Annotated in this window: 24 protein-coding genes and 1 pseudogene; 16 read left to right on the top strand and 9 right to left on the bottom strand. The window is 66.2% G+C overall.

Annotated elements, in window-relative coordinates:
- The first annotated feature begins 103 nt into the window (after positions 1 to 103).
- A complete protein-coding gene (locus tag FFS09_RS08915; protein WP_137918504.1) occupies positions 104 to 541 on the top strand; it encodes a CBS domain-containing protein in 438 nt (145 codons plus the stop codon).
- A gap of 396 nt (positions 542 to 937) precedes the next feature.
- Here FFS09_RS08915 and FFS09_RS31075 read toward each other — a convergent pair.
- From FFS09_RS31075 to FFS09_RS31070, 9 genes and pseudogenes are all read right to left on the bottom strand, one after another.
- Positions 938 to 1,042 (bottom strand): annotated as a pseudogene (locus FFS09_RS31075) (transposase); the annotation flags it as partial.
- A gap of 543 nt (positions 1,043 to 1,585) precedes the next feature.
- Positions 1,586 to 2,491, bottom strand: coding sequence for a universal stress protein (locus tag FFS09_RS08900; RefSeq protein WP_137918502.1), 906 nt, complete (start codon positions 2,489 to 2,491; stop codon positions 1,586 to 1,588).
- 99 nt (positions 2,492 to 2,590) lie between these two features.
- The gene (locus tag FFS09_RS08895; protein WP_212745081.1) at positions 2,591 to 2,812 is read right to left on the bottom strand and encodes a P-II family nitrogen regulator; all 222 of its coding nucleotides are present in this window, start codon (positions 2,810 to 2,812) and stop codon (positions 2,591 to 2,593) included.
- 28 nt (positions 2,813 to 2,840) lie between these two features.
- Entirely contained in the window at positions 2,841 to 2,957 is a 117-nt protein-coding gene (locus tag FFS09_RS08890) for a sodium-dependent bicarbonate transport family permease (RefSeq protein WP_137918564.1), read from the bottom strand.
- 470 nt (positions 2,958 to 3,427) lie between these two features.
- Positions 3,428 to 4,888, bottom strand: a complete 1,461-nt coding sequence (locus tag FFS09_RS08885) for a GntP family permease (protein ID WP_137918501.1) — start codon at positions 4,886 to 4,888, stop codon at positions 3,428 to 3,430.
- A 40-nt stretch (positions 4,889 to 4,928) separates the two neighbouring features.
- Complete coding sequence (locus FFS09_RS08880) at positions 4,929 to 5,975, bottom strand: patatin-like phospholipase family protein (RefSeq protein WP_137918500.1); 1,047 nt, start codon at positions 5,973 to 5,975, stop codon at positions 4,929 to 4,931.
- Between the two features lie 89 nt (positions 5,976 to 6,064).
- Complete coding sequence (locus tag FFS09_RS08875; protein ID WP_137918499.1) at positions 6,065 to 6,244, bottom strand: hypothetical protein; 180 nt, start codon at positions 6,242 to 6,244, stop codon at positions 6,065 to 6,067.
- Between the two features lie 40 nt (positions 6,245 to 6,284).
- Positions 6,285 to 6,425: a hypothetical protein gene (locus FFS09_RS31540; RefSeq protein ID WP_354595875.1), complete on the bottom strand. Its 141-nt coding sequence runs from the start codon at positions 6,423 to 6,425 to the stop codon at positions 6,285 to 6,287.
- Positions 6,404 to 7,015 (bottom strand): universal stress protein, encoded by a 612-nt coding sequence (locus tag FFS09_RS31070; RefSeq protein WP_252374296.1) that lies wholly within the window; start codon positions 7,013 to 7,015, stop codon positions 6,404 to 6,406. Before FFS09_RS31070 ends, FFS09_RS31540 begins: the two co-directional genes overlap by 22 nt.
- Before the next feature lie 391 nt (positions 7,016 to 7,406).
- Between FFS09_RS31070 and FFS09_RS08865 the strand changes: the two genes are divergently transcribed.
- The 15 genes from FFS09_RS08865 to FFS09_RS08795 all read left to right on the top strand — a co-directional run bounded on the left by FFS09_RS08865 (position 7,407) and on the right by FFS09_RS08795 (position 18,993).
- On the top strand, positions 7,407 to 7,682 hold the full coding sequence (locus tag FFS09_RS08865; RefSeq protein ID WP_137918497.1) for a DUF2934 domain-containing protein: 276 nt from the start codon (positions 7,407 to 7,409) through the stop codon (positions 7,680 to 7,682).
- 691 nt (positions 7,683 to 8,373) lie between these two features.
- Positions 8,374 to 8,718 carry a calcium:cation antiporter family protein gene (locus FFS09_RS08860; RefSeq protein ID WP_252374295.1) on the top strand — a complete coding sequence of 115 codons (345 nt, stop codon included), beginning with the start codon at positions 8,374 to 8,376 and terminating at the stop codon, positions 8,716 to 8,718.
- Positions 8,715 to 11,555 carry a monovalent cation/H+ antiporter subunit A gene (locus tag FFS09_RS08855; protein ID WP_137918496.1) on the top strand — a complete coding sequence of 947 codons (2,841 nt, stop codon included), beginning with the start codon at positions 8,715 to 8,717 and terminating at the stop codon, positions 11,553 to 11,555. The genes FFS09_RS08860 and FFS09_RS08855 overlap by 4 nt, the downstream gene beginning before the upstream one ends.
- On the top strand, positions 11,555 to 11,929 hold the full coding sequence (locus FFS09_RS08850; protein WP_137918562.1) for a Na+/H+ antiporter subunit C: 375 nt from the start codon (positions 11,555 to 11,557) through the stop codon (positions 11,927 to 11,929). The genes FFS09_RS08855 and FFS09_RS08850 overlap by 1 nt, the downstream gene beginning before the upstream one ends.
- Entirely contained in the window at positions 11,926 to 13,509 is a 1,584-nt protein-coding gene (locus FFS09_RS08845; protein ID WP_137918495.1) for a monovalent cation/H+ antiporter subunit D, read from the top strand. Before FFS09_RS08850 ends, FFS09_RS08845 begins: the two co-directional genes overlap by 4 nt.
- Positions 13,506 to 14,003 carry a Na+/H+ antiporter subunit E gene (locus FFS09_RS08840; protein ID WP_137918494.1) on the top strand — a complete coding sequence of 166 codons (498 nt, stop codon included), beginning with the start codon at positions 13,506 to 13,508 and terminating at the stop codon, positions 14,001 to 14,003. Before FFS09_RS08845 ends, FFS09_RS08840 begins: the two co-directional genes overlap by 4 nt.
- A 2-nt stretch (positions 14,004 to 14,005) precedes the next feature.
- On the top strand, positions 14,006 to 14,275 hold the full coding sequence (locus tag FFS09_RS08835) for a K+/H+ antiporter subunit F (protein WP_289509296.1): 270 nt from the start codon (positions 14,006 to 14,008) through the stop codon (positions 14,273 to 14,275).
- Between the two features lie 4 nt (positions 14,276 to 14,279).
- Positions 14,280 to 14,630: a Na+/H+ antiporter subunit G gene (locus tag FFS09_RS08830; protein WP_212745080.1), complete on the top strand. Its 351-nt coding sequence runs from the start codon at positions 14,280 to 14,282 to the stop codon at positions 14,628 to 14,630.
- Positions 14,631 to 15,081: 451 nt separating this feature from the next.
- On the top strand, positions 15,082 to 15,480 hold the full coding sequence (locus FFS09_RS08825; protein WP_137918492.1) for an HPF/RaiA family ribosome-associated protein: 399 nt from the start codon (positions 15,082 to 15,084) through the stop codon (positions 15,478 to 15,480).
- A complete protein-coding gene (locus FFS09_RS08820) occupies positions 15,477 to 16,157 on the top strand; it encodes a Bax inhibitor-1/YccA family protein (protein ID WP_137918491.1) in 681 nt (226 codons plus the stop codon). Before FFS09_RS08825 ends, FFS09_RS08820 begins: the two co-directional genes overlap by 4 nt.
- 10 nt (positions 16,158 to 16,167) lie before the next feature.
- Positions 16,168 to 16,434, top strand: coding sequence for a TFIIB-type zinc ribbon-containing protein (locus tag FFS09_RS08815; protein ID WP_137918490.1), 267 nt, complete (start codon positions 16,168 to 16,170; stop codon positions 16,432 to 16,434).
- Positions 16,435 to 16,467: 33 nt separating this feature from the next.
- Positions 16,468 to 16,995: a tellurite resistance TerB family protein gene (locus tag FFS09_RS08810; protein WP_137918489.1), complete on the top strand. Its 528-nt coding sequence runs from the start codon at positions 16,468 to 16,470 to the stop codon at positions 16,993 to 16,995.
- Positions 16,996 to 17,242: 247 nt separating this feature from the next.
- Complete coding sequence (locus tag FFS09_RS08805) at positions 17,243 to 17,503, top strand: hypothetical protein (RefSeq protein WP_137918488.1); 261 nt, start codon at positions 17,243 to 17,245, stop codon at positions 17,501 to 17,503.
- A 79-nt stretch (positions 17,504 to 17,582) separates the two neighbouring features.
- Positions 17,583 to 18,062 (top strand): TerB family tellurite resistance protein, encoded by a 480-nt coding sequence (locus tag FFS09_RS08800; protein ID WP_137918487.1) that lies wholly within the window; start codon positions 17,583 to 17,585, stop codon positions 18,060 to 18,062.
- A gap of 220 nt (positions 18,063 to 18,282) precedes the next feature.
- The gene (locus tag FFS09_RS08795; protein ID WP_171019935.1) at positions 18,283 to 18,993 is read left to right on the top strand and encodes a Crp/Fnr family transcriptional regulator; all 711 of its coding nucleotides are present in this window, start codon (positions 18,283 to 18,285) and stop codon (positions 18,991 to 18,993) included.
- Positions 18,994 to 19,008: the final 15 nt, after the last annotated feature.

Raw genomic sequence — 19,008 nt, 5'->3', positions numbered from 1 at the left:
ACTCAAACTCAACTCAGGTGAACAAAAATAGCCTGTTGGACCTTCACAGCCACCCTACCCGCCGGCTGTGCCGGCACCGCCCATCCACCACAAGGAGTTCGACATGACTGTTCAGCGCATTCTCGACAGGCAGCCGAAGCGCACCGCTTCGACCATCACACCTGACACCACGATCGCTGCGGCATTGCAGTCCCCCGGGCTCGAAGACGGGGGCGCCCTGGTGGTGAGCAGCGACGGCAGAACCATAGAAGGCATCATTTCCGTGCGCGACATCGTACGTGGATTGAAAAGCATCGGCCCCGACCTGTTGAATAAGTCCGTACGGGATCTGATGACCGCAAAAGTTTTGACCTGCGCTCCACAAGATCGAGCGGTGGGCATCATGGCGCTCATGATGACCAGGCATGTGCACCACGTACCGGTGCTGACCAACGGTACGCTGGTCGGCATGGTGACCGTCCATGACCTGCTTCAGCTGCGTCTGGAGGAGGTTCTGTCGGAAGCGGAGGCCATGCAGAAATACATCGGCGGCAGCGGGTGACCGACTGTCCCCCGTCGTTGCGCCGGTCGATCTTGCCCCAATGCACGTCAGGATCGGCCAGTTGGCGCTGGAGATTGATGTTTTAGAAAGCGCTCTCACCAAGGTGGGATTGTTAAGAGCAAAGCGATGATCGACCGTGATCGGGAGCAGGTTCGTCAAATGCCCACTCCTTCCTATGCCATTCTTCCGTCGAGAACCGCATCGCCCAGCTCTCGCTTCGTTGACGCCGTCGCCGGTCATCGCGACGATCTGCCCCTCGGCTTGCAGCGCGCGCACCCAGCGCAGCATGTGCTCGGGATTGGCGCGTGCGAAGGCCGTCACACGTACGGCCAGTTCGCGCAGACTGGCGTCGTCGCAGGCCTCGACCTCCGCTCCGGTGACGGCTGCCGCGCCGGCATCGGCGAGGCCGAGCCGGCGACACACGTCGACAACCGGTGTGCCCGACTCAGCCAGTCGCAGCGCATACGCGATCTGCTCCTCTGAAAATCTCGACCTCTTCATTGCTTCTCCTTGCGCCCCTTCGGGCTTGCCGGAAAGCAACCGTACCTCTAGTTTTGAAAAATCCGGAGTTCGGGGGAGACGTCAAGATATGGAGCACGAGAGATGAGCAAGCAAGACGACAAGCGCCGCAGGGCAAAGTACACGCCGGAGTTCAAGCTGGAGGCCGTCAGACTGGTCAAGGGCGGGCAATTGGGGCCAAGTTGCGCAAGTCGGCCACGTGCCTCTTTCGCTGACACGCCGCGCTGCGCGTCGTTGCGACTCGTGCGACAACGGTCGGAGCATCCAGGGCGTGCCAAGTGGACGTCGTGGACACGTTCGATTCAGTCATGTAGGGGCTCCAAACAAGAGAAGCAAAGTATTGAACCGGCAGCCTGTGACCGCAGCAGGCACATGACGCTGCTGCGGCCCACCGTTTTCAGTGCGATCATCGATGGACCGAACCGCTCAAGCACGCCGTGCTGACGCGCAGCGAACCAAATTGTGCGGATCGGGCGAAGACGGTATCCAGCCGACGGCCCTGTACCCGAGCAGCTGCGCGGGTCTCTACTTCTCCCGCACCAGCAGCAGCGCGGTCCGACAACGCGACGCCACGCGGGTCGCGACCGAGCCCATGAGGGCTTGCCGGGCTGCTCCGAAGCCGAGCGACCCCATCGCCAGCAGGTCCAGCCTGCTCTTCGTGACATGCATAGCGATCGCATCGCCGGGCACCTGCCCGACCAAGCGAACTTCGGCGGCCGTGATGCCGGCTCTGGCAAGAAGCTCATGGGCCGGCTTAAACACGTTCTCGAACGCCGCATTCTGCATGGCCTCGACCTGCTCTGGCTTGATGCCGGTCGACACCTCGCGTTCAATCCAGCCCGGCACAACGATCTTCGTCAGGTCGGGAACGACGTGAATAAGGCTCACCGAAGGCGACGCGCCGAACAGGTCCCGGTTCCTGGCCACGAAGCGCGCGACGGCTAGGCCGTAGGGGCTGCCGTCCAGCGCAATGCCGACTTTCAGCGAATCCCGCTTGGGGATCTGAGCCCCGCGCAGGATGAGCAGTGGCTTGGTGCATGAGACGGCCACAGCGCTTGCCACCGAGCCGAGTAGCAGCTTCTTAAGCCCCGTGTCGCCGTGCGAACCCATAACGATCAGATCGGCCCGGTCGTTGGCAACGATCGACGCCAGTTCGTGCGCCACGGTACCAACAACGTACCGTCCAGCAGCGTTCGCACCAGCGCGCTTCAGCGCCGCCGCCGAAGTCTTTAGCGCCTTCGCCGCTTCTGATTCGTGGTATGACTGCACCATTTCGCGCCCCAATGCACGCGCGGCGCGTGATGGCACCGGATACTGGATGTTGAGCAGTTCAACTTCGGTGGGGTTCTCCAACAGGGTGGTGCGCGTCGCGACGAACGCGACGGCTGCCTTGCTGTACTCACTGCTATCGACGGGCATTAGGATACGCATCCGGACTCCTTTGGTTACTTTGATGAAATAGAGCGCTTAGAACTTCTCGGGCCGCAGCACCTCGACGTCGGCCACTAGCCGGATTATCGATTCGTTGTCTTAGTGCGCTCGCGCAGCGCTGATGGCGAGCGCCGTCTCGGCAGTGCCAAGCACCTCCACGCGGATGTTGGCGTGCGGGCCCCAGGTGGCGTCACGCCGGCCCCGACTGCCCTTGCCGCGCGCGTCGGTCACCGTGTAGCCTCGCGCATCCAGCGACTCGAGGTAGCGCAGAAGCGTGGTCTCAAGCGCGGCCTCGCACACGACGGTCAGCAGTTTGATCATGCCTGTCTCCGGTAGTTGCATTACGTGCTCAATGTATTGCTTGCTGCGCGAGCCGGTGATACAGCGGAATGCCGATCAGCAGGTTGAACGGAAACGTGACGCCCAGCGCCGCGCCGATGGACAGGGCCGGATTGAGGGCAGGCAGGGACTCATGTAAAAACCCGCAGAAACGAGCGTGTGGAAGGTCTTACATGGACGTTCCAGAAGAGCAAGATTCGGCGGCGTGAAGGTCTGAAGGGTTTGCCGTCTTACATTCGGACTGTCGGTGCAGGTCTGCACCGAACTTGAGTTCACCCCGGCTGGGCCTCGATTGCGTAGGCCAACAGCCCCAGGGCCGCAGGCATAGGCCGATGGACCGGGTCTCGGGACAAAACGTTGCATGGGGCTCCTCGGGTGGGCTTCGATCCGGATCCCGTGCGCATGGCCCATGCAACGTGTACCGTCCGCGGGTCGAGTTTGCGGGTGTTCTGCATGTCTTTCGTTGCTCTGGTGCAATCGAGCCTGCATCTCGATGCGAGGATCATCGAGCGGGGCCGTACGGATAGTGCGACAACGAAAGCGCGGGCTGCGCAAGTGGCGAGCCGCAGCCCGCCGACAGACGACCATGCCGCGGCTTCAGAACGACCCGAAGTTGGTGCCCAGCACGACGACCGCGGCCAGCGCCAGCAGCGGGATCAGCACCGCCACCACGAAGATGTCGAAATAGGACTGGCGGTGCGTCAGCTTGCAGATGGCCAGCAGCGTGATGACGGCGCCGTTGTGCGGCAGGGAGTCGAGGCCGCCGGTGGCTATCGACGTCACACGGTGCAGCAACTCGGGCGAGATGCCGGCGGCGCGCCCCATCTCGAGGTAGGTGCTGCCGAGCGTCTGCAACGCGATGCTCATGCCGCCGGAGGCCGAGCCGGTGATGCCGGCCAGCAGATTGACGGCGACCGACAGCGACACCAGCGGATTGCCGGGCGCGATGCTCAGCACCGCGTCGCGGATCAGCGCAAAACCGGCCAGCGAGGCGATCACCGCGCCGTAGCCGACCTGCGACGCCGTGTTGAAAATCGGCAGCACCGAGGCGCTGGCCCCGGCGTCCAGCGTGGCCTTGAGCGTGGGCAGGCTGCGCCGCGCCAGCACGATCAGCAGCAGGTTGGCCAGTGCGAGCGCCGCGATGATGGCCCAGGTACCCAGCACCGCGTCCAGGCGCGTGGCGCCGTACAGGGCCGTGGCCAGGTAGCTGCTGTCCAGGCCCGGCAGGATGTGGGCGCTGAACACCCAGTTCAGCGCCACCACGGCCACGATGGGTGCGATGGCCACGCCGAAGCTCGGCGGCGGCGCCGGTGGCGTGGCCCCGCCCTGCGGCCCCAGTTCGGCCACGTCGTAACCCTCGCCCTGGGCGTGCGGGCGCACGCTGCGCGCCAGCAGGGCCCGGCCATCGGGGTCCGCGCCATAGCCCTCCCCGGCGGCCGCCGCCTGGCGCGCACGCCGCAGCAGCCACAGCGCCCCGAGCACCCCCATCACCGCGCCGCCAATGAGCCCGAGCCCGGGCGCAGCGAACGGCGTGGTGCCGAAGTACGGCATCGGAATCGCGTTCTGGATCGCCGGGGTGCCGGGCAGTGCCGTCATGGTGAAGGTGAACGCGCCCAACGCGATGGTGGCCGGGATCAGCCGTTTGGGCACGTCGACGGCGCGGAACAGTTCGACCGCGATCGGGTACACCGCGAAGGCCACCACGAACAGCGACACGCCGCCATAGGTGAGCACCGCGCAGGCGAGCACGATAGCCAGCACGGCGCGGCCTGCGCCCAGCCAGTCGACGATGCGCGAGGCGATCACGCGCGCCGCGCCCGAGTCTTCCATCAGTTTGCCAAACACCGCGCCCAGCAGGAACAGCGGAAAGAACAGCGCGATGAAGCTACCGAGCGCCTTCATGAAGACCTGCGTGTAACTGGCCAGCAGCGGCGCGTCGGGGCTGAACAGTACCGCCAGCAGGGCCATCAACGGGGCCAGGATGAGCACGCCGATGCCGCGATAGGCCAGCCACATCAACAGCGCCAGCGACAGCAGGATGCCCGCAATGCTCAGCATGGCGAGACTCTCGCGGGCACAGTGCAACAAGTGAGAAGTGTCATGTCAGGAAGGGTTCCAGCGCCAGGGTGGAGCGGCGCCCTAAGTGGGTGAAGTTGGTTTCGAGCCAGGCCTGCGCAGCGCGATGGCCGATGCGGTGCAGCCGCGTCAGGAACGGCCACCCCGCATTGAGCTTGCTCGCAGTACCGAGGCCGCCCAGTTCGGCCTCGGCCTCGATGCGGTGCATGCGAAGTGCAGAGACCTGCGTGAACAGCGACGCTCGGCCCGCACCGGGCGGCACGCCTTCCAGGCGCAACAGTTGCTGCAGCAATGCCACCGAGCGCAGTTCCTTGACCAGGCTGCTGTTGAAGGTGATCTCATTCAGACGGTCGAGAATGTCCGCGGCAGTGGTCGGCAGCGCCTCGCGCCGCGACGGGTTGATCTGCACCAGCACCAGGTCGTGGGCCGGGCTCTCTGAAATCAGCGGCAGCAGCGACGGGTTGCCGAGGTAGCCGCCGTCCCAATAGGCCTCGCCGTCGATCTCGACGGCGCGGAACAGCAGCGGCAAGCAGGCCGACGCCATCACGGCGTTGGCCGACAACTCGGACTGCCGGAATTCCTTCAGCGCGCCGGTGCGCACGTTGGTGGCGGAAACGAACAGGCGCACCTTGCTGCAGCCGCGCACGCGCTCGAAATCGACCTCGGCCGCCAGGATGTCGCGCAATGGGTTGATGTCGAGCGGGTTCATCTGGTGCGGCGACAGCGAGCGGCCGACCCAGTCCAGGTACATGCCCAGCGGTGAGCCCTCGAGCGACCAGTTGCCGAAGAACGCACCCAGCGCCTGGGGCACCATCGGGCCGCGCCCGGACGCATTGCTGACCCGGCTCCAGAAGCGCCGCAGAGCCTCGCGCGCGCCCTCGCGTCCCCCGGTCATCAGCCCGTCGGCCAGCACCACCGCATTCATCGCCCCGGCGCTGGTGCCGCTGATGGCGTCGATCTCGATGCGCTCGTCCTCGAGCAGGCGATCCAGCACGCCCCACGTAAACGCGCCATGGGCGCCGCCGCCCTGCAGCGCGAGGTCAATGTGCCTGATTCGGCGCGATGTCATGTGGGAATGCTACTGCACGCGGCGGCGCAGCCCTCTTGCGGATTCCGGGTCAGCCTGGATCTCCTGACTTGCGAACCTACATCAGACCGTCAATCACCGACGAAATCAGGTCGATGGGCAAGAGGAGACGAGCGTCGAGGTTTTTCCCCGGCCATCGCGGTCAGCGTGTTGAGGTAGCGCAACAAAATCCCCTGCTTGGCGTGCACCAACCTCTGTACCGCTTCCAGCAGCTTGTCGGAAGTCCGCCCCCCCCTTTGGCGCAGGCCCATGAAGCCGAGGTCCCGGCCGCGAACGCAGGTTGCGCGCACCTCATCGCACCACAAGCACATCGCTAAGCGCAGCGTCGATCACTTTCGGAGTCATGCTGCCGAGGTCTTGGTCGGTGGCTGTGCACAGGCCATGGTGGCCCGCGACCACACTATCCGCGCTTATTTTCGCGGCAGCGACCAGGATCGCCCGCGCCGGCAGCGAGTGGACAGGCGCTGCGCGAACCGCTGCAACCCGCCTTCCGCCTGGGTATGTAGCGATTCCGGCATCAGGCGCAAAGGTTCGCCGCAGAGACCGCCCCACCCAGCGCTGCCCGATGCCGCGTCCAGCGAATACAGCAGGTGAAGGTGCGTGGCCGGCAACAGATTGACGGCAAGGGACGCGGTCCAAATGAAATCTTCGCACAGGTTGACGACCGACAGCATCTCGTCGCAAGGCTGGTCATCGCCCACACGCACGATCAGGATCGCGCATGGCGGCCTGCGTACAAACATCAAAGCGGTGGTGCTTCGGCCCGAAAGTGCGGGTTCGACACGCGAGCCGATCACGACGAGGGCGCCTGCATGCGAGTCGACATACGCGTTGATCACCTTTGGCGGTGGTCCGACGCCGCAGAGGACGCCCTTCAGGATTTGCCAGGCACCGATGTCGAAGGCAAGCAGCAGGCACAGCGAAACGCGATGCGTCGCCGCCAGTTGCGCCGCGCGGTGTACGACAGCGTCCGAGGCCGGCGAGAAGTCGGTCGCCGCCACAATGCTGCGAAGTGTCGTCATGGTGCAACGTCTCCCGGTGACAGTCCCGGTCATGCCGCAGCATGCGAACCAGCACCAGCGATGTTCAGGCATTCCATCTCGACACCGTTGGCAGGCATCAATCGATGCCCCAGCTGCGGACTGAACACAGGTCCCTCCGCGAGCGAGCGAGCGATACTGAACGGCAGGTCGATTCCCAACGCCGCTCCGGTCAAGAACCGGCCGGCGCGATCGAGGCACTGGTCTCAGCCGTCCGGACTGGTCGCGGCAGCGCCTGGAGGAAATGTTCACCCAACTCACATGAATTGACGCAGCGCAACGGTACCCACCCGGATGCGCCTATATTCAGGCCTGCGGTAGCGGCGTCGCGATGCCTCTGCAGCGAGCCTACTTTCAGCCAGGAGATCCGACTATGCCAGCACAACTCAGCGAAACCGCGTGCACCCGTGCCGGGCCCGAGCCGAGTTCTGCACAGCAAGAAGCCGTCGATGTGACGCAGGTTGCTCCGGACGATCCGCGTCAACAGGCGATTCGCCAGGCTGCCTACGCGCAACTCGAAGCGCGCGGCTGTGTCTACGGGCACGAACTCGAAGGCTGGTTGAAAGCCGAGGCGGAGGTCGACGCGCGGTTGCAGCAGGTACCTGCCGATTCACTTTCAGGCAAGGCGCTCACGCAGACCAGCGCTTGATCGAGCCACTGCATGGCGGTACCGATCGACCGATCGGCCCGGTCACGCCTGCCATGCGCTGCACACCAGCACCACGGCGACGGGCGAGCGTACGGTTTAGCGCGCGCTCCGTGCCAGAACTTGCCCAGACTCGGGCTGGCGCGCATACGCGACCAGCCCCGGCGGTATAGCGCAAAGGCAGCGGGCGCCTCCTACAGCGACTCCGCCGACAGTCAGCGCGGCAATGACCAACAGCGTGAAGAGCGCGGTCCCGAGCCAGGCACACCCGATGTCGACGCGAACACTTCGGGCAGCACCACGAAGGCCTGGGGCAGGGCCCTCGGGTCGCATCAACGCAGACCAGTCGGGCGATGGTGAAGGCCCGTGTTCCAAGCAGGTGGCCAACGCCACCGGCCCGATGTGGCGAGGGTGCAGGCCGAGCTTGGGGCCGACTACAAACAGCAGTACCATGAATTCGATCTGCGACAGCACATCGATCTGGTCAAGCACCTGCACCACGCCGAACCCGGCCAGCCCGGCGACCAGAGGCAGCAACGCGATTTGGGTGCAAGGCCTTTTCTTCGATGGCACTCAGGTCGCACGAGCCGTGTGCAGGGCGACGGGAGAGTGGTTCTGCGGATTCAAGGTGACCAGCTACCATGCCACATAATCGAGACGGCCGCTCCGAGCGGCGTCAGCCTATCGCTTCAACATGATGATCCAGATTCAGATTCTCTTCGGTAGGCTGGCGGCGCTGGTGGTCGGCGCCGACCTGCTGGCGCGCGGTGCGTCGCGACTGGTGCTCTCGTTCGGAATCTCGCAGCTGGTGGTGGTGGTGAGCCTGACCATCGTCGCCCTGGGCACCAGCGGGCCGAGACTCCCAGTGTCGTTGGGCACCGCGATGGAGGGGCGCACCAGCATCGCCACCGGCAATGTGATCGGCAGCAACACCTTCGACAGCTGGGTCACGCTGAGTTTCATGCTGCCGCTCGCCGCAGTGACCTTGGTCCTGGATATCCTGCAGCCGGCCCCGCCAGCGGTCACTTGTAGCCCATGAGCAGCGGCGCGCTGCTGCCCTGGCTGGCGCTGACACCCTTTGCGGGCGCCGCGCTGATCGCCGGCGTCGACAACCGCCAGCGGCGAACGGCCGCGTGGCTGGCGGGCGCCGTGACCTTGCTCGTGTTCATTGCGATGCTCGCGGCCGCGCCGGCCGTGTTCGGCGGCGAGGTGCTGCGCTGGTCCGTCGACTGGCTGCCGACGCTGGGCCTTAAGTTCGGCTTTCGCATGGACGGGCTGGCGTGGCTGTTCACGCTGTTGATCACCGGCATCGGTGCGCTGGTGGTGCTGTACGCCGCCTACTACCTCGCCGCGGAAGATCCCCCGGCCCGATTCTTTCTGTTCCTGATGTTGTTCATGGGCTCCATGCTGGGCGTGGTGCTGGCCGACAACCTGATCCTGCTGGTGGTGTTCTGGGAACTGACGAGCCTGTCGTCGTTCCTGCTGATCGGCTACTGGCAGCATCGCACCGACGCCCGCGAAGGTGCACGCATGGCGCTGACCGTGACCGGTGCGGGCGGGCTGTGCCTGCTGGCCGGCGTGCTGCTGATCGGGCACATCGTCGGCTCGACCGATCTCGACGTGGTACTGAAGTCCGGCGACCTGCTGCGCGCGCACCCGATGTACCTGCCGGCGCTGGTGCTGGTGCTGCTTGGCTGCTTCACGAAGAGCGCGCAGTTCCCGTTCCATTTCTGGCTGCCGCACGCCATGGCCGCGCCGACGCCGGTGTCGGCCTACCTGCATTCGGCCACGATGGTGAAGGCCGGCGTGTTCCTGCTGGCGCGCCTGTACCCGGCACTGGGTGGCAGCGAGCCGTGGTTCTGGATCGTCTCGCTGACGGGCCTGGCCACGCTGCTGCTGGGCGCCTACTTGGCACTGTTCCAGCACGACCTGAAGGGGCTGCTGGCCTATTCCACGATAAGCCACCTCGGCCTGATCACGTTGCTGTTCGGACTGGACGAGCCGCTGGCCGTTGTGGCGGGTGTGTTCCACATCCTCAACCACGCCACCTTCAAGGCCTCGCTGTTCATGGCCGCTGGCATCATCGACCACGAGACCGGCACCCGCGACATGCGCCGGCTCAACGGCCTGTGGAAGAGCATGCCGTGGACCGGCGCGCTGGCCATGGTCGCTGCGGGGGCGATGGCGGGCGTGCCGCTGCTCAACGGCTTCCTGAGCAAGGAGATGTTCTTCGCCGAAGCGGCGGCCAAACAGAGCACAGCCCTCATGCAATGGCTGCTGCCGGCCGGCGCGACGCTGGCGGCGATGTTCAGCGTGGCCTACAGCCTGCGTTTCATCCATGACGTGTTCTTCAACGGCGAACCGGTCGGATTGAGCAAGACACCCCACGAGCCGCCGCGTTTCATGCGCGTGCCGGTCGAGGTCCTGGTCGTGCTGTGCCTGGTGGTCGGCCTGATGCCCGCGCTGTCCATCGGCCCGCTGCTGGCCGTCGGCGCCAATGCCGCCCTGTTCGGTGGGTTCGAGGGCACGCTGCCGGCCTACACGCTGGCGATTTGGCACGGCCTGAATCTCGCGCTGGGCATGAGCGCGCTGGCGCTGGTGGGCGGTGTGGCGCTGTACTTCGTGCTGCAGCGGCGCGTCAACCTGCACACGCTGGAGCGAGCGCCCGCGACGCCGAAGGCCGGCGGGCGCGATCTGTTCGCGCTGGCGCTGGATCGCGGCCGGGCGCTGGCACGGCGCGTCACCGGCGAGCTGCAGAACGACTCGTTGCAGCGCTACCTGCTGGTGCTGGTGGTGGTTTCGCTCATCGCGGGGGCGCTTCCCTTCGCGCTGGGCGGCACGCAGACGGCCGTGGACATGCCCGACGGCCCACCGGTGAGCTTCGGCTTCATCGTCGCCTGGGTCATCGGCCTGGCGACAACGTTGGCCACGGTGCGGTTCCACCGCCAACGGCTGCTGGCGCTGTTGCTGCTGGGCGCGGTAGGGCTGGTGGTGAGCCTGGCCTTCGTGTATTTCTCGGCGCCCGATCTGGCGCTGACGCAGTTGCTGGTGGAGGTGGCGACCATCATTCTAATGATGCTGGCGCTGCACTGGCTGCCGGCCGAGTCGCCTGCGGCGCCGCGCGGCCAAGGGCTGCGGCGCGCTCGCGATGCGCTGGTCGCGCTGGCGGCAGGCGGCGGCGTCGCGGCGCTGGTGTGGGCGGTGCTGGCGCGGCCGTTCGAGCCGATCTCGCCGTACTTCCTGGCGACCACCCAGTCGCTGGGCGGCGGCGCCAACACGGTGAACGTGATCCTGGTCGACTACCGCGGCTACGACACGCTGGGCGAGATCACCGTGCTGGGCGTGGCGGGGCTGATCATCCAGGCGCTGCTGTCCGGTTGGCGCCCGACCCACCTCGCCGCCGTGCCGCCGCGGGCCCTGCGCGCGGAAGACCGCCACCCGCTGATGCTGGCGCTGATCGTGCGCCTGTTGCTGCCGCTGGCGGCCATGGTCTCCGCGTACCTGTTCCTGCGTGGGCACAACCTGCCGGGCGGCGGTTTCATCGCTGGTCTGGTGCTGGCGATCGCCCTGGTGATGCAGTTCGTCGCCAATGGCCAGGGTTTCGTGTCCGGGCGCATGAACACCGACTACCAGCCCTGGATCGGCGCCGGGCTGCTGGTGGCCGGGGCCACCGGCCTGGGCAGTTGGTTCTTCGGCGCGCCGTTCCTGACCAGCAGCTACGACTACCCGCTGTGGCCGCTGGTCGGTGCGGTGCCGCTGGCCAGCGCGGCCTTGTTCGACCTGGGGGTCTTTCTCACCGTGGTCGGCGCGACGATGACGGCGCTGGTGTCGCTGGGGCAGCTGAGCGCGGCCGGTGCTGCGGGGGTGAAGCCATGATGGCCGCGATGCTGGCCATCATGGTGGGCACGCTCACCGCCGGCGGCGTCTACCTGATGCTGCGCGCGCGCACCTTCGACCTGATCCTCGGCCTGACCTTGCTCGGCTATGCGGTCAACCTGTTCATCTTCCTGATGGGGCGCATCAGGATCAATGCCGCGCCCATCGTCGATGGCCAGCGCGCCGCCACGCTGGCCAACTATGCCGACCCCTTGCCGCAGGCCCTGGTGCTGACCGCCATCGTGATCGGCTTTGCGTTGACGGCCGTGATGCTGGTGATCGCGCTGCGCACCCGGGCCCAGACCGATTCCGACCACGTCGATGGTGCCGAGCCGCAAACGGACGAGCCGGCGGCACACGAAGGGCGGCCATGAACCACTGGATCATCGCGCCGGTCGTCTTGCCGCTGATGTGCGGCGCCACTTTGGTGCTGATCGGCGGCCGTGCCCCGGCGCTGGCTGCACGCATCAGCGGCGTCGCCACCGCCGCCCTGCTGGCCGTGGCGATCGCCCTGCTGGTGCAAGCCGATCGCGGCGGCGTCCAGGCCTACCTGGTGGGCAACTGGGCGGCGCCCTTCGGCATCTCGCTGGTGCTGGACCGGTTGTCGGCGCTGATGCTGACGCTGACCGCCGGCGTCGCACTGGCGGCCCTGCTCTACGCCCGCGGCGGTGATGACCGGCGCGGCCCGCACTTCCACGCCCTGTTCCAGTTTCAGCTGATGGGCCTGAACGGCGCTTTCCTGACCGCCGACCTGTTCAACCTGTTCGTGTTCTTCGAAGTCCTGCTGATCTCGTCCTATGGCCTGTTGCTGCACGGGGCGGGCTTGGCGCGGCTGAGGGCGTCGCTGCACTATGTCGGCTTCAACCTCGCCGGCGCGGCGCTGTTCCTGATCGCCGTGAGCCTGCTGTACGGACTGACCGGCACGCTGAACATGGCCGACATGGCACAGCGCATGGCCCATCTGCCGGCGGATCGGGGGCTGCTGCTGCAGAGCGCGGCCTTGCTGCTGCTGGTGGTGTTCTTCGTCAAGGCCGCGCTGCTGCCGCTGTATTTCTGGCTGCCGGCGACCTACGGCGCGGCGTGTGCCCCGGCAGCGGCGCTGTTCGCAGTGATGACCAAGGTGGGCGTGTACAGCGTGTTGCGCGTCAGCACGCTGATCTTCGGCGAGGACGGTGGCCCGACGGCCGGGGTGGCCGGGCCGTGGCTGCCTGCGCTGGCGCTGGCGACCATCGCGCTGGCAGCGATCGGCGCGCTGGCGGCGCAGCAACTGCGCACGCAGATCGGCTACCTGGTCATCGGCTCGGCCGGCACGCTGCTGCTGGCGGTCGGCCTGGCGCAGCCCGCCACCGTGGCGGCTGGCCTGTTCTACATGGTCAACAGCACGCTGGTGGCGGCGACCCTGTTTCTGCTGGTCGACCGCATCGCCTACGCGCGCGGACAGTCAGCCGACACCTTGCGCGCCGGGCCGTTCGACGGCTCCCGCCATCGCCTGGGCGTGACGTTCCTCGTCTGCGCCGTGGCTGCTGCCGGCATGCCGCCTCTGGCCGGTTTCATGGGCAAGGCGCTGCTGCTGCAGGCCGCTGGCCCGACCGTCTGGGGGGCCTGGACCATCGCCGCCGTGCTGGCCGGCAGCTTGTTGGTGATGGTGGCCCTGGCGCGCAGCGGCTCGGTGCTGTTCTGGAGCCCGGCGCCGGCCACGCCGGCGCAGGCATCATCCCCCATCGAAACCGGCGCGCTGCCGCCGCACGCCGGCCACGGCCTGGCCCTGGTGCTGCTGCTCGCGGCCATGCTCGCCTGCAGCCTGGCCGCAGGGCCCTTGTCGCGCTACACGCAAGCCACGGCGGCACAGTTGTTCGAACGCCAGGCCTATCTGCGCGCCGTGCTCGGGGCGCAGCCGGTGCCCGCTGCGAACGACGTGCGGCGCGAGATGCGCGAGCGCGGGGGCAAGCCATGAAGCGACTGCTCCCCGCCCCGCTGCTCAGCGTCATGCTGTTCCTCGTCTGGCCGCTGCTGAACCAGTCGTGGTCGCTCGGCCAGCTGGCGCTCGGCGCCCTGCTGGCCCTGGTGATTCCCTGGTTCACCGAGGCCTTGCGTCCCAACAAGGGCTCATTGCGGCACCCGTTGAAGATCGTCCGGCTGGGCGGGGTCGTGCTGTGGGACATCGTCACCTCCAACATCGAAGTCGCCCGACGCATCCTGGGCCGCGAGGCGGCGATCCAGCCGGCCTTCGTCTGGCTGCCCTTGTCGATCACCGACCCGCACGGCATCGTGGCGCTGGCCGGCATCATCACGATGACCCCGGGCACGTTGTCGTCGGAGCTGACAGAAGACCAGCGTCACCTGTTGATCCATGTGCTCAACGTCGACGACGAAGCGGCGCTGATCGCCGGTATCAAGGCGCGTTACGAAGCGCCGCTGCAAGACATCTTCGAAGGGAGTGCCCGATGAACCTGCTCGCCACCGTCCTGCCCTGGGCCATGGCGGCCTTCGTCTTCGCAATGGCATTGAACGCCTGGCGGCTGCTGAAAGGGCCGTCGCTGGTCGACCGCATCCTGGCGCTCGACACGCTGTACATCAACACGATCGCGCTGCTTGTGCTGCTCGGCATTCAACGCGACACGCCGCTGTACTTTGAAGCCGCGCTGCTCATAGCGATGCTGGGCTTCGCCAGCACCGTCGTGCTGTCCAAGTACTTGTTGCGTGGCGATATCGTGGAGTGAAGCCGTGACCAACCTGCCTCTGTGGCTCGATGGACTCCTGGCCGCCCTGGTGGTGATCGGCGCAGCATTTGCGCTGATCGGCTCCTGGGGGCTGGCCAAGTTGTCCGACTTTCTGAAGCGCCTGCACGGCCCCACCAAGGCGACGACGCTGGGCGTGGGCTGCGTGCTGATCGCCTCGTCGCTGTGGTTCAGCGTGGCGCAGGGCACGGCCAGCCTGCATGAGTTGCTGATCGCCCTTTTCCTCTTCATGACCGCCCCGGTGTCAGCCCACCTGTTGATCAAGGCGGCGCTGAAGCTGGACCCCTCACTGCGGCCACCGGCGCCGCCCTCGGGGCCAGTTGATCCAAGGGTATGAGGCCCGGAACATGATCCGCTGACTGCGCTTCATCGCCGCTCCCGGGGTTGTTCCATGAAGGATCAACAACCATTCTGACGCGGGGGGCCGGCCGCCCCACCGGGAAGCGGGCCCCTGCGCTGACGGACCCGGTTCGCTCCGGGGTGTCCACACGTCGTCACGACTGTTACTTTGCACGCGAGCCCGCGGCCGAACCGGGTGCTTGCGAGAAATGCGGGCTCGCTGGTTTCGCCGCCGCCCACCTGCCGATTACTGCAGAGGCCCACCACGGGGTTGCCACCCAAGCCACCGGCCTGTCCCAACCCGCTTGTGCGGTGCAAAACGGGCCCGTCCGGTGCTTCAACCATCCGACTTTTACGAATAAACATTCTAGATCTATCTGCTTTTTCTTTCTCCTAAAGGCCCCTACATTTTCCATGTCGCCCCATCGGGTGACCGGAAAAGGAAACGCATGAACGTCGATATCCACAGCCAGGGATTCCCACTGACCAGCGCACTGGCCGATCACGCCAAGCGTCGGTTGCGCTTCGTGCTGACCCGGCACAGCGACCGCATCCAGCGCGTCGTGGTACGTATCGGCGACGAGAACGGCCCACGAGGCGGCGTCGACAAGTTCTGTCGCATCCAGGTGCATCTGCTGGACGCACCGGTGGCGGTCATCGACGAACTCGGAGCCGACCTCTACACCGTCATTGATCGCGCGGCGGACCGCTTGGGTCGCGTGGTGGTCAAGCATCTCGACCGCTCACGCATCGATCGGCGGCCCGGTCGTGCCGACGCCCACCTCATCGCGCCAGAGGAACTTGCCCCGACACCCCACCCCGCACATCCGGAAGGAGAACGAGCATGACAACCGAGCGGACCTTGCCGGTGGTGGTTGCCCAGACCGGCGCACCAGGCACGCTGAGCACCAACCGCGTCCTGCGCAACACCTATGGCCTGTTGTCGGCGACGCTGTTCTTCAGTGCCGCCATCGCGGCCACCAGTGCCGCGCTGAAGTTGCCGCATCCCGGCATCGTGCTCACCCTGCTCGGCTTCTTCGGCCTGTTGTACGCGACCACGAAGCTGCGCAACAGCGCCTGGGGACTGGCGGCCGTCTTCGGGCTCACCGGCTTCATGGGATACACGCTGGGCCCCATCGTCAGCCATTACCTGGCCATGCCCAACGGACACCAGGTGGTGATGATGGCCATGGGCGGCACGGCTATCATCTTCGTCGGCCTTTCCGCCTACGCCCTGAACACGCGCAAGGACTTCAGCTTCATGAGCGGGTTCCTGCTGGCCGGCATCCTCGTCGCCTTCTTGGCCGGGCTGGGCGCCATCTACTTCCAGGTGCCTGCTCTGTCGCTCACCGTCTCGGCGGCGTTCGTTTTGCTCATGGGTGGCCTGATCCTGTTCGAAACCAGCCGTATCGTCAACGGCGGCGAGACGAACTACATCATGGCCACGGTCAGCCTGTACGTGTCGATCTACAACCTGTTCAGCAGCCTGCTGGCGTTGATCGGCTTCGGCAACAACAACGATTGAGGTGCACACCATGAAATGCCCGAACTGCCCCGACTCCACCCTCGTGATGACAGACCGCCAAGGCGTCGAGATCGACTACTGCCCGCAGTGCCGGGGCGTGTGGCTCGATCGCGGCGAGCTCGACAAGCTGATCGAACGCGCCGCGACGGCGGCGCCGGTGGCCGATCGGATCGGCGCCGGGCGATCGCGGCCCGACTTTGCCGATTCCGACCAACACCGTGGTCGAGACCCACGCAGCAACCGCAAGAAATCGTGGTTGAGCGAGATCTTCGACTGACCGCAGCAACGCCAATCCAAGGAACATTGGGCCATGCAACCCTACCCGACCAACAGCCCGCAGGCGGCTGCCAGCATCGTCGCGCTGGCCATGCTGGCCGACGGTGGCATTTGCATGGCCGAAGTCGGCGTGCTCGATCGACTCGACGCGCACGCGCAACTCGGGCTTGAAACCGAGCAGTTCCATGTCGTCGTGCATGACTGCTGGAAGGAATTGCTTTCAGCGGCGCAGCTGACCTGGGCGGACGCGTGTCAGGTCGACCCTCGTTCGCTGGCCGAGCGGATGGCCGAGATCGCCGATCCCGGGCTGCGCCGCACGGTGCTGTGCCTTTGCGTCGCAGTGATCGAGGCAGACGGCCGCGTTGCAGAGGGCGAGTCGGTGGTGCTCGGGGCGGCGCTCGCGCTGTGGGGCATGCAACCCGCGTCGCTGAGTTCAAGGCGCGGCGGCCCCGGGGGTCTCAGCTGCCCGAGGACGAGCATCTGGGATGATGAACATCAACCACCGGACTTGCTGATCGGCGCCTCACCGAGACAGATGGTCCGGCATTGTCCGAAGGGATGAACACCATGCCGGGAGTCCTTGTCCCATCCGACGGATCGCCCACTTCGCAATACAGCGTGCGTCACGTCGCCAGCGAGTTCAGCGACTCCGCCCCCCCGACTCCGGAGGCACAACGCGACACGAACTCAGGCGACTTGCCCGCGAGGTCGGGCCGGGGCCCACGCAGCCCCCCCAGGATTCCTCGCCACCGGATATCTATCCTCGACAGCATCTTCAGTTTCTTCTCTGCAACTCCAAGGAAATTTCAATGAAAACCCAAACCTCGGTCCGCTCGCTCCGAAAGCCCGTCCTGTACACCGCCGGCTGGCTGCTCCTGGCCATCACCATCTGGCTGTTCGGCTCGATCGCGAGCGCCCAGGCACAGACCCAAGCACGGGCCCAACAGGCGATGCCTGCGCTGTTCCTGGAAGACACCAGTCCCAAACCCCTGTTGCCCACGACCGAGACGTTCCGCGAGGCGGCCAAGGCCGCGGGCATCCAGGCCACGCTGAAAAAACTCGGCTCGTGACTGACTCCGTGCCAGGCACGCCCGGCCCGGCCCGGCCATAGGGCAAGGAGCCAACTCTGATCAACCAGAAGGGTCAACCATGAACAAGCATTCTTCCTCGACGCGCCGTTATCCCCGCAACAGCCCACAGGCCGCGGCCAATTTCGTTGCCTTGGCACTCATCTCGAACGGCGAGGTCAAGCCTTCCGAGGTGGCCGTGCTCGAAGCGATGCGGGTCCACGAACAACTGGGCCTGACGCGCCTGGAATGGCACGACGTCGTCCACGAGTTGTGCATCGACCTGCTGTGGTCGGCCGCCCATGGCACAGACTGCCGGATCGACGGCCGGATGATCGAACAGATGCTCGCCGCTATCGACGACGTGGCACTGCAACGCCTGGTGCTGCGCCTGTGTACAGCGGTCGTCAATGCGGACGGCAAGATCGACGACGGTGAGTCCATCGTCGTGCTGGCCGCCATCGACCATTGGGGTCTGCACCCCGATGAGCATGAACTGCTGGAACCCCTGCTGTACGGGCTCGACTTCCAGGTGACGGCCCGCAGCACCCGCCGGGTCTGACGGCCCATACAAGGGCAGTTCGCAAGGGCCGTTCGATTGAAACTTCGGGAGATGGATGATGAACCCCTGTCAACAAGCGCGCGAGGAGCACCTGACGAGCGACGTTTTCGCCTTACCTGGGTGCGCAGGCACGGGCGTGCGAAGCACCGTGGCAGACCTGCTGAGGCTGCTGGGTGATGAACCCAGCGACTCGAGGGCCGCGGAGTCAACTCCGGTCCTGATGCGTCAGCTGCACACCGGCCACACGCTGTTTCACGAGGGCGCACGCGCGGAGTCGATCTATGTCGTGGGCACCGGCCACTTCAAGAGCCATCGCATCGCCGAAGACGGCGCCGAGCATGTGCTCGGGTTCGCTGGCCGTGCCGAACTGCTCGGCTTCGATGCCCTTTGCGTGGGTGCACATCCGACCTCTGCGATCGCGCTCGAGGATGTGACCGTCTACGCGGTACCGGTCCGGGATCTGTCCGCGCTCGGCCAACGCATCAGAGGGTTCGATCGCGCCTTGCACTTCGCGCTCAGCCGCCAGTTGTCACGGCGCGACGAACAGATCGCGCTGATGGCTCCCATGGCTGCCGAGGTGCGCATGGCCCGCTTTCTCATGCAGCAGTCGCTGCACATGGCCGCCCGGGGGCAATCACCGCGCCTCTTCCACCTGCCCATGGGTCGGCGTGACATCGCCCGCTACCTGGGCATCGCGCATGAGACGGTCAGTCGTTCCTTCGGTTCAAGCTCGCTGCGGGAGTGCGTGCGTGTCGAAAACCGCGCCATCGCAATCCTCGACATGGACCGCCTCGCGGCCCTGGCGTGCAGCACCTGCCAGTTGGAAGGCGCACCCCATCGAACTCAGCGCCCGAGGCCCCAGGCGGTGGCACCCGACCTCACGGTCCGGGCCTCTGCTGCGGAAGGTCGACGGCTGCGATGCGTCGCGTGATAACGCCGGAATGCC

It is taken from the genome of Hydrogenophaga sp. 2FB, assembly GCF_005503365.1.
Lineage (GTDB): Bacteria > Pseudomonadota > Gammaproteobacteria > Burkholderiales > Burkholderiaceae_C > Hydrogenophaga.
Note: the sequence above shows the minus strand (reverse complement) of the source record. Positions and strands in the feature narration are given on the sequence as shown.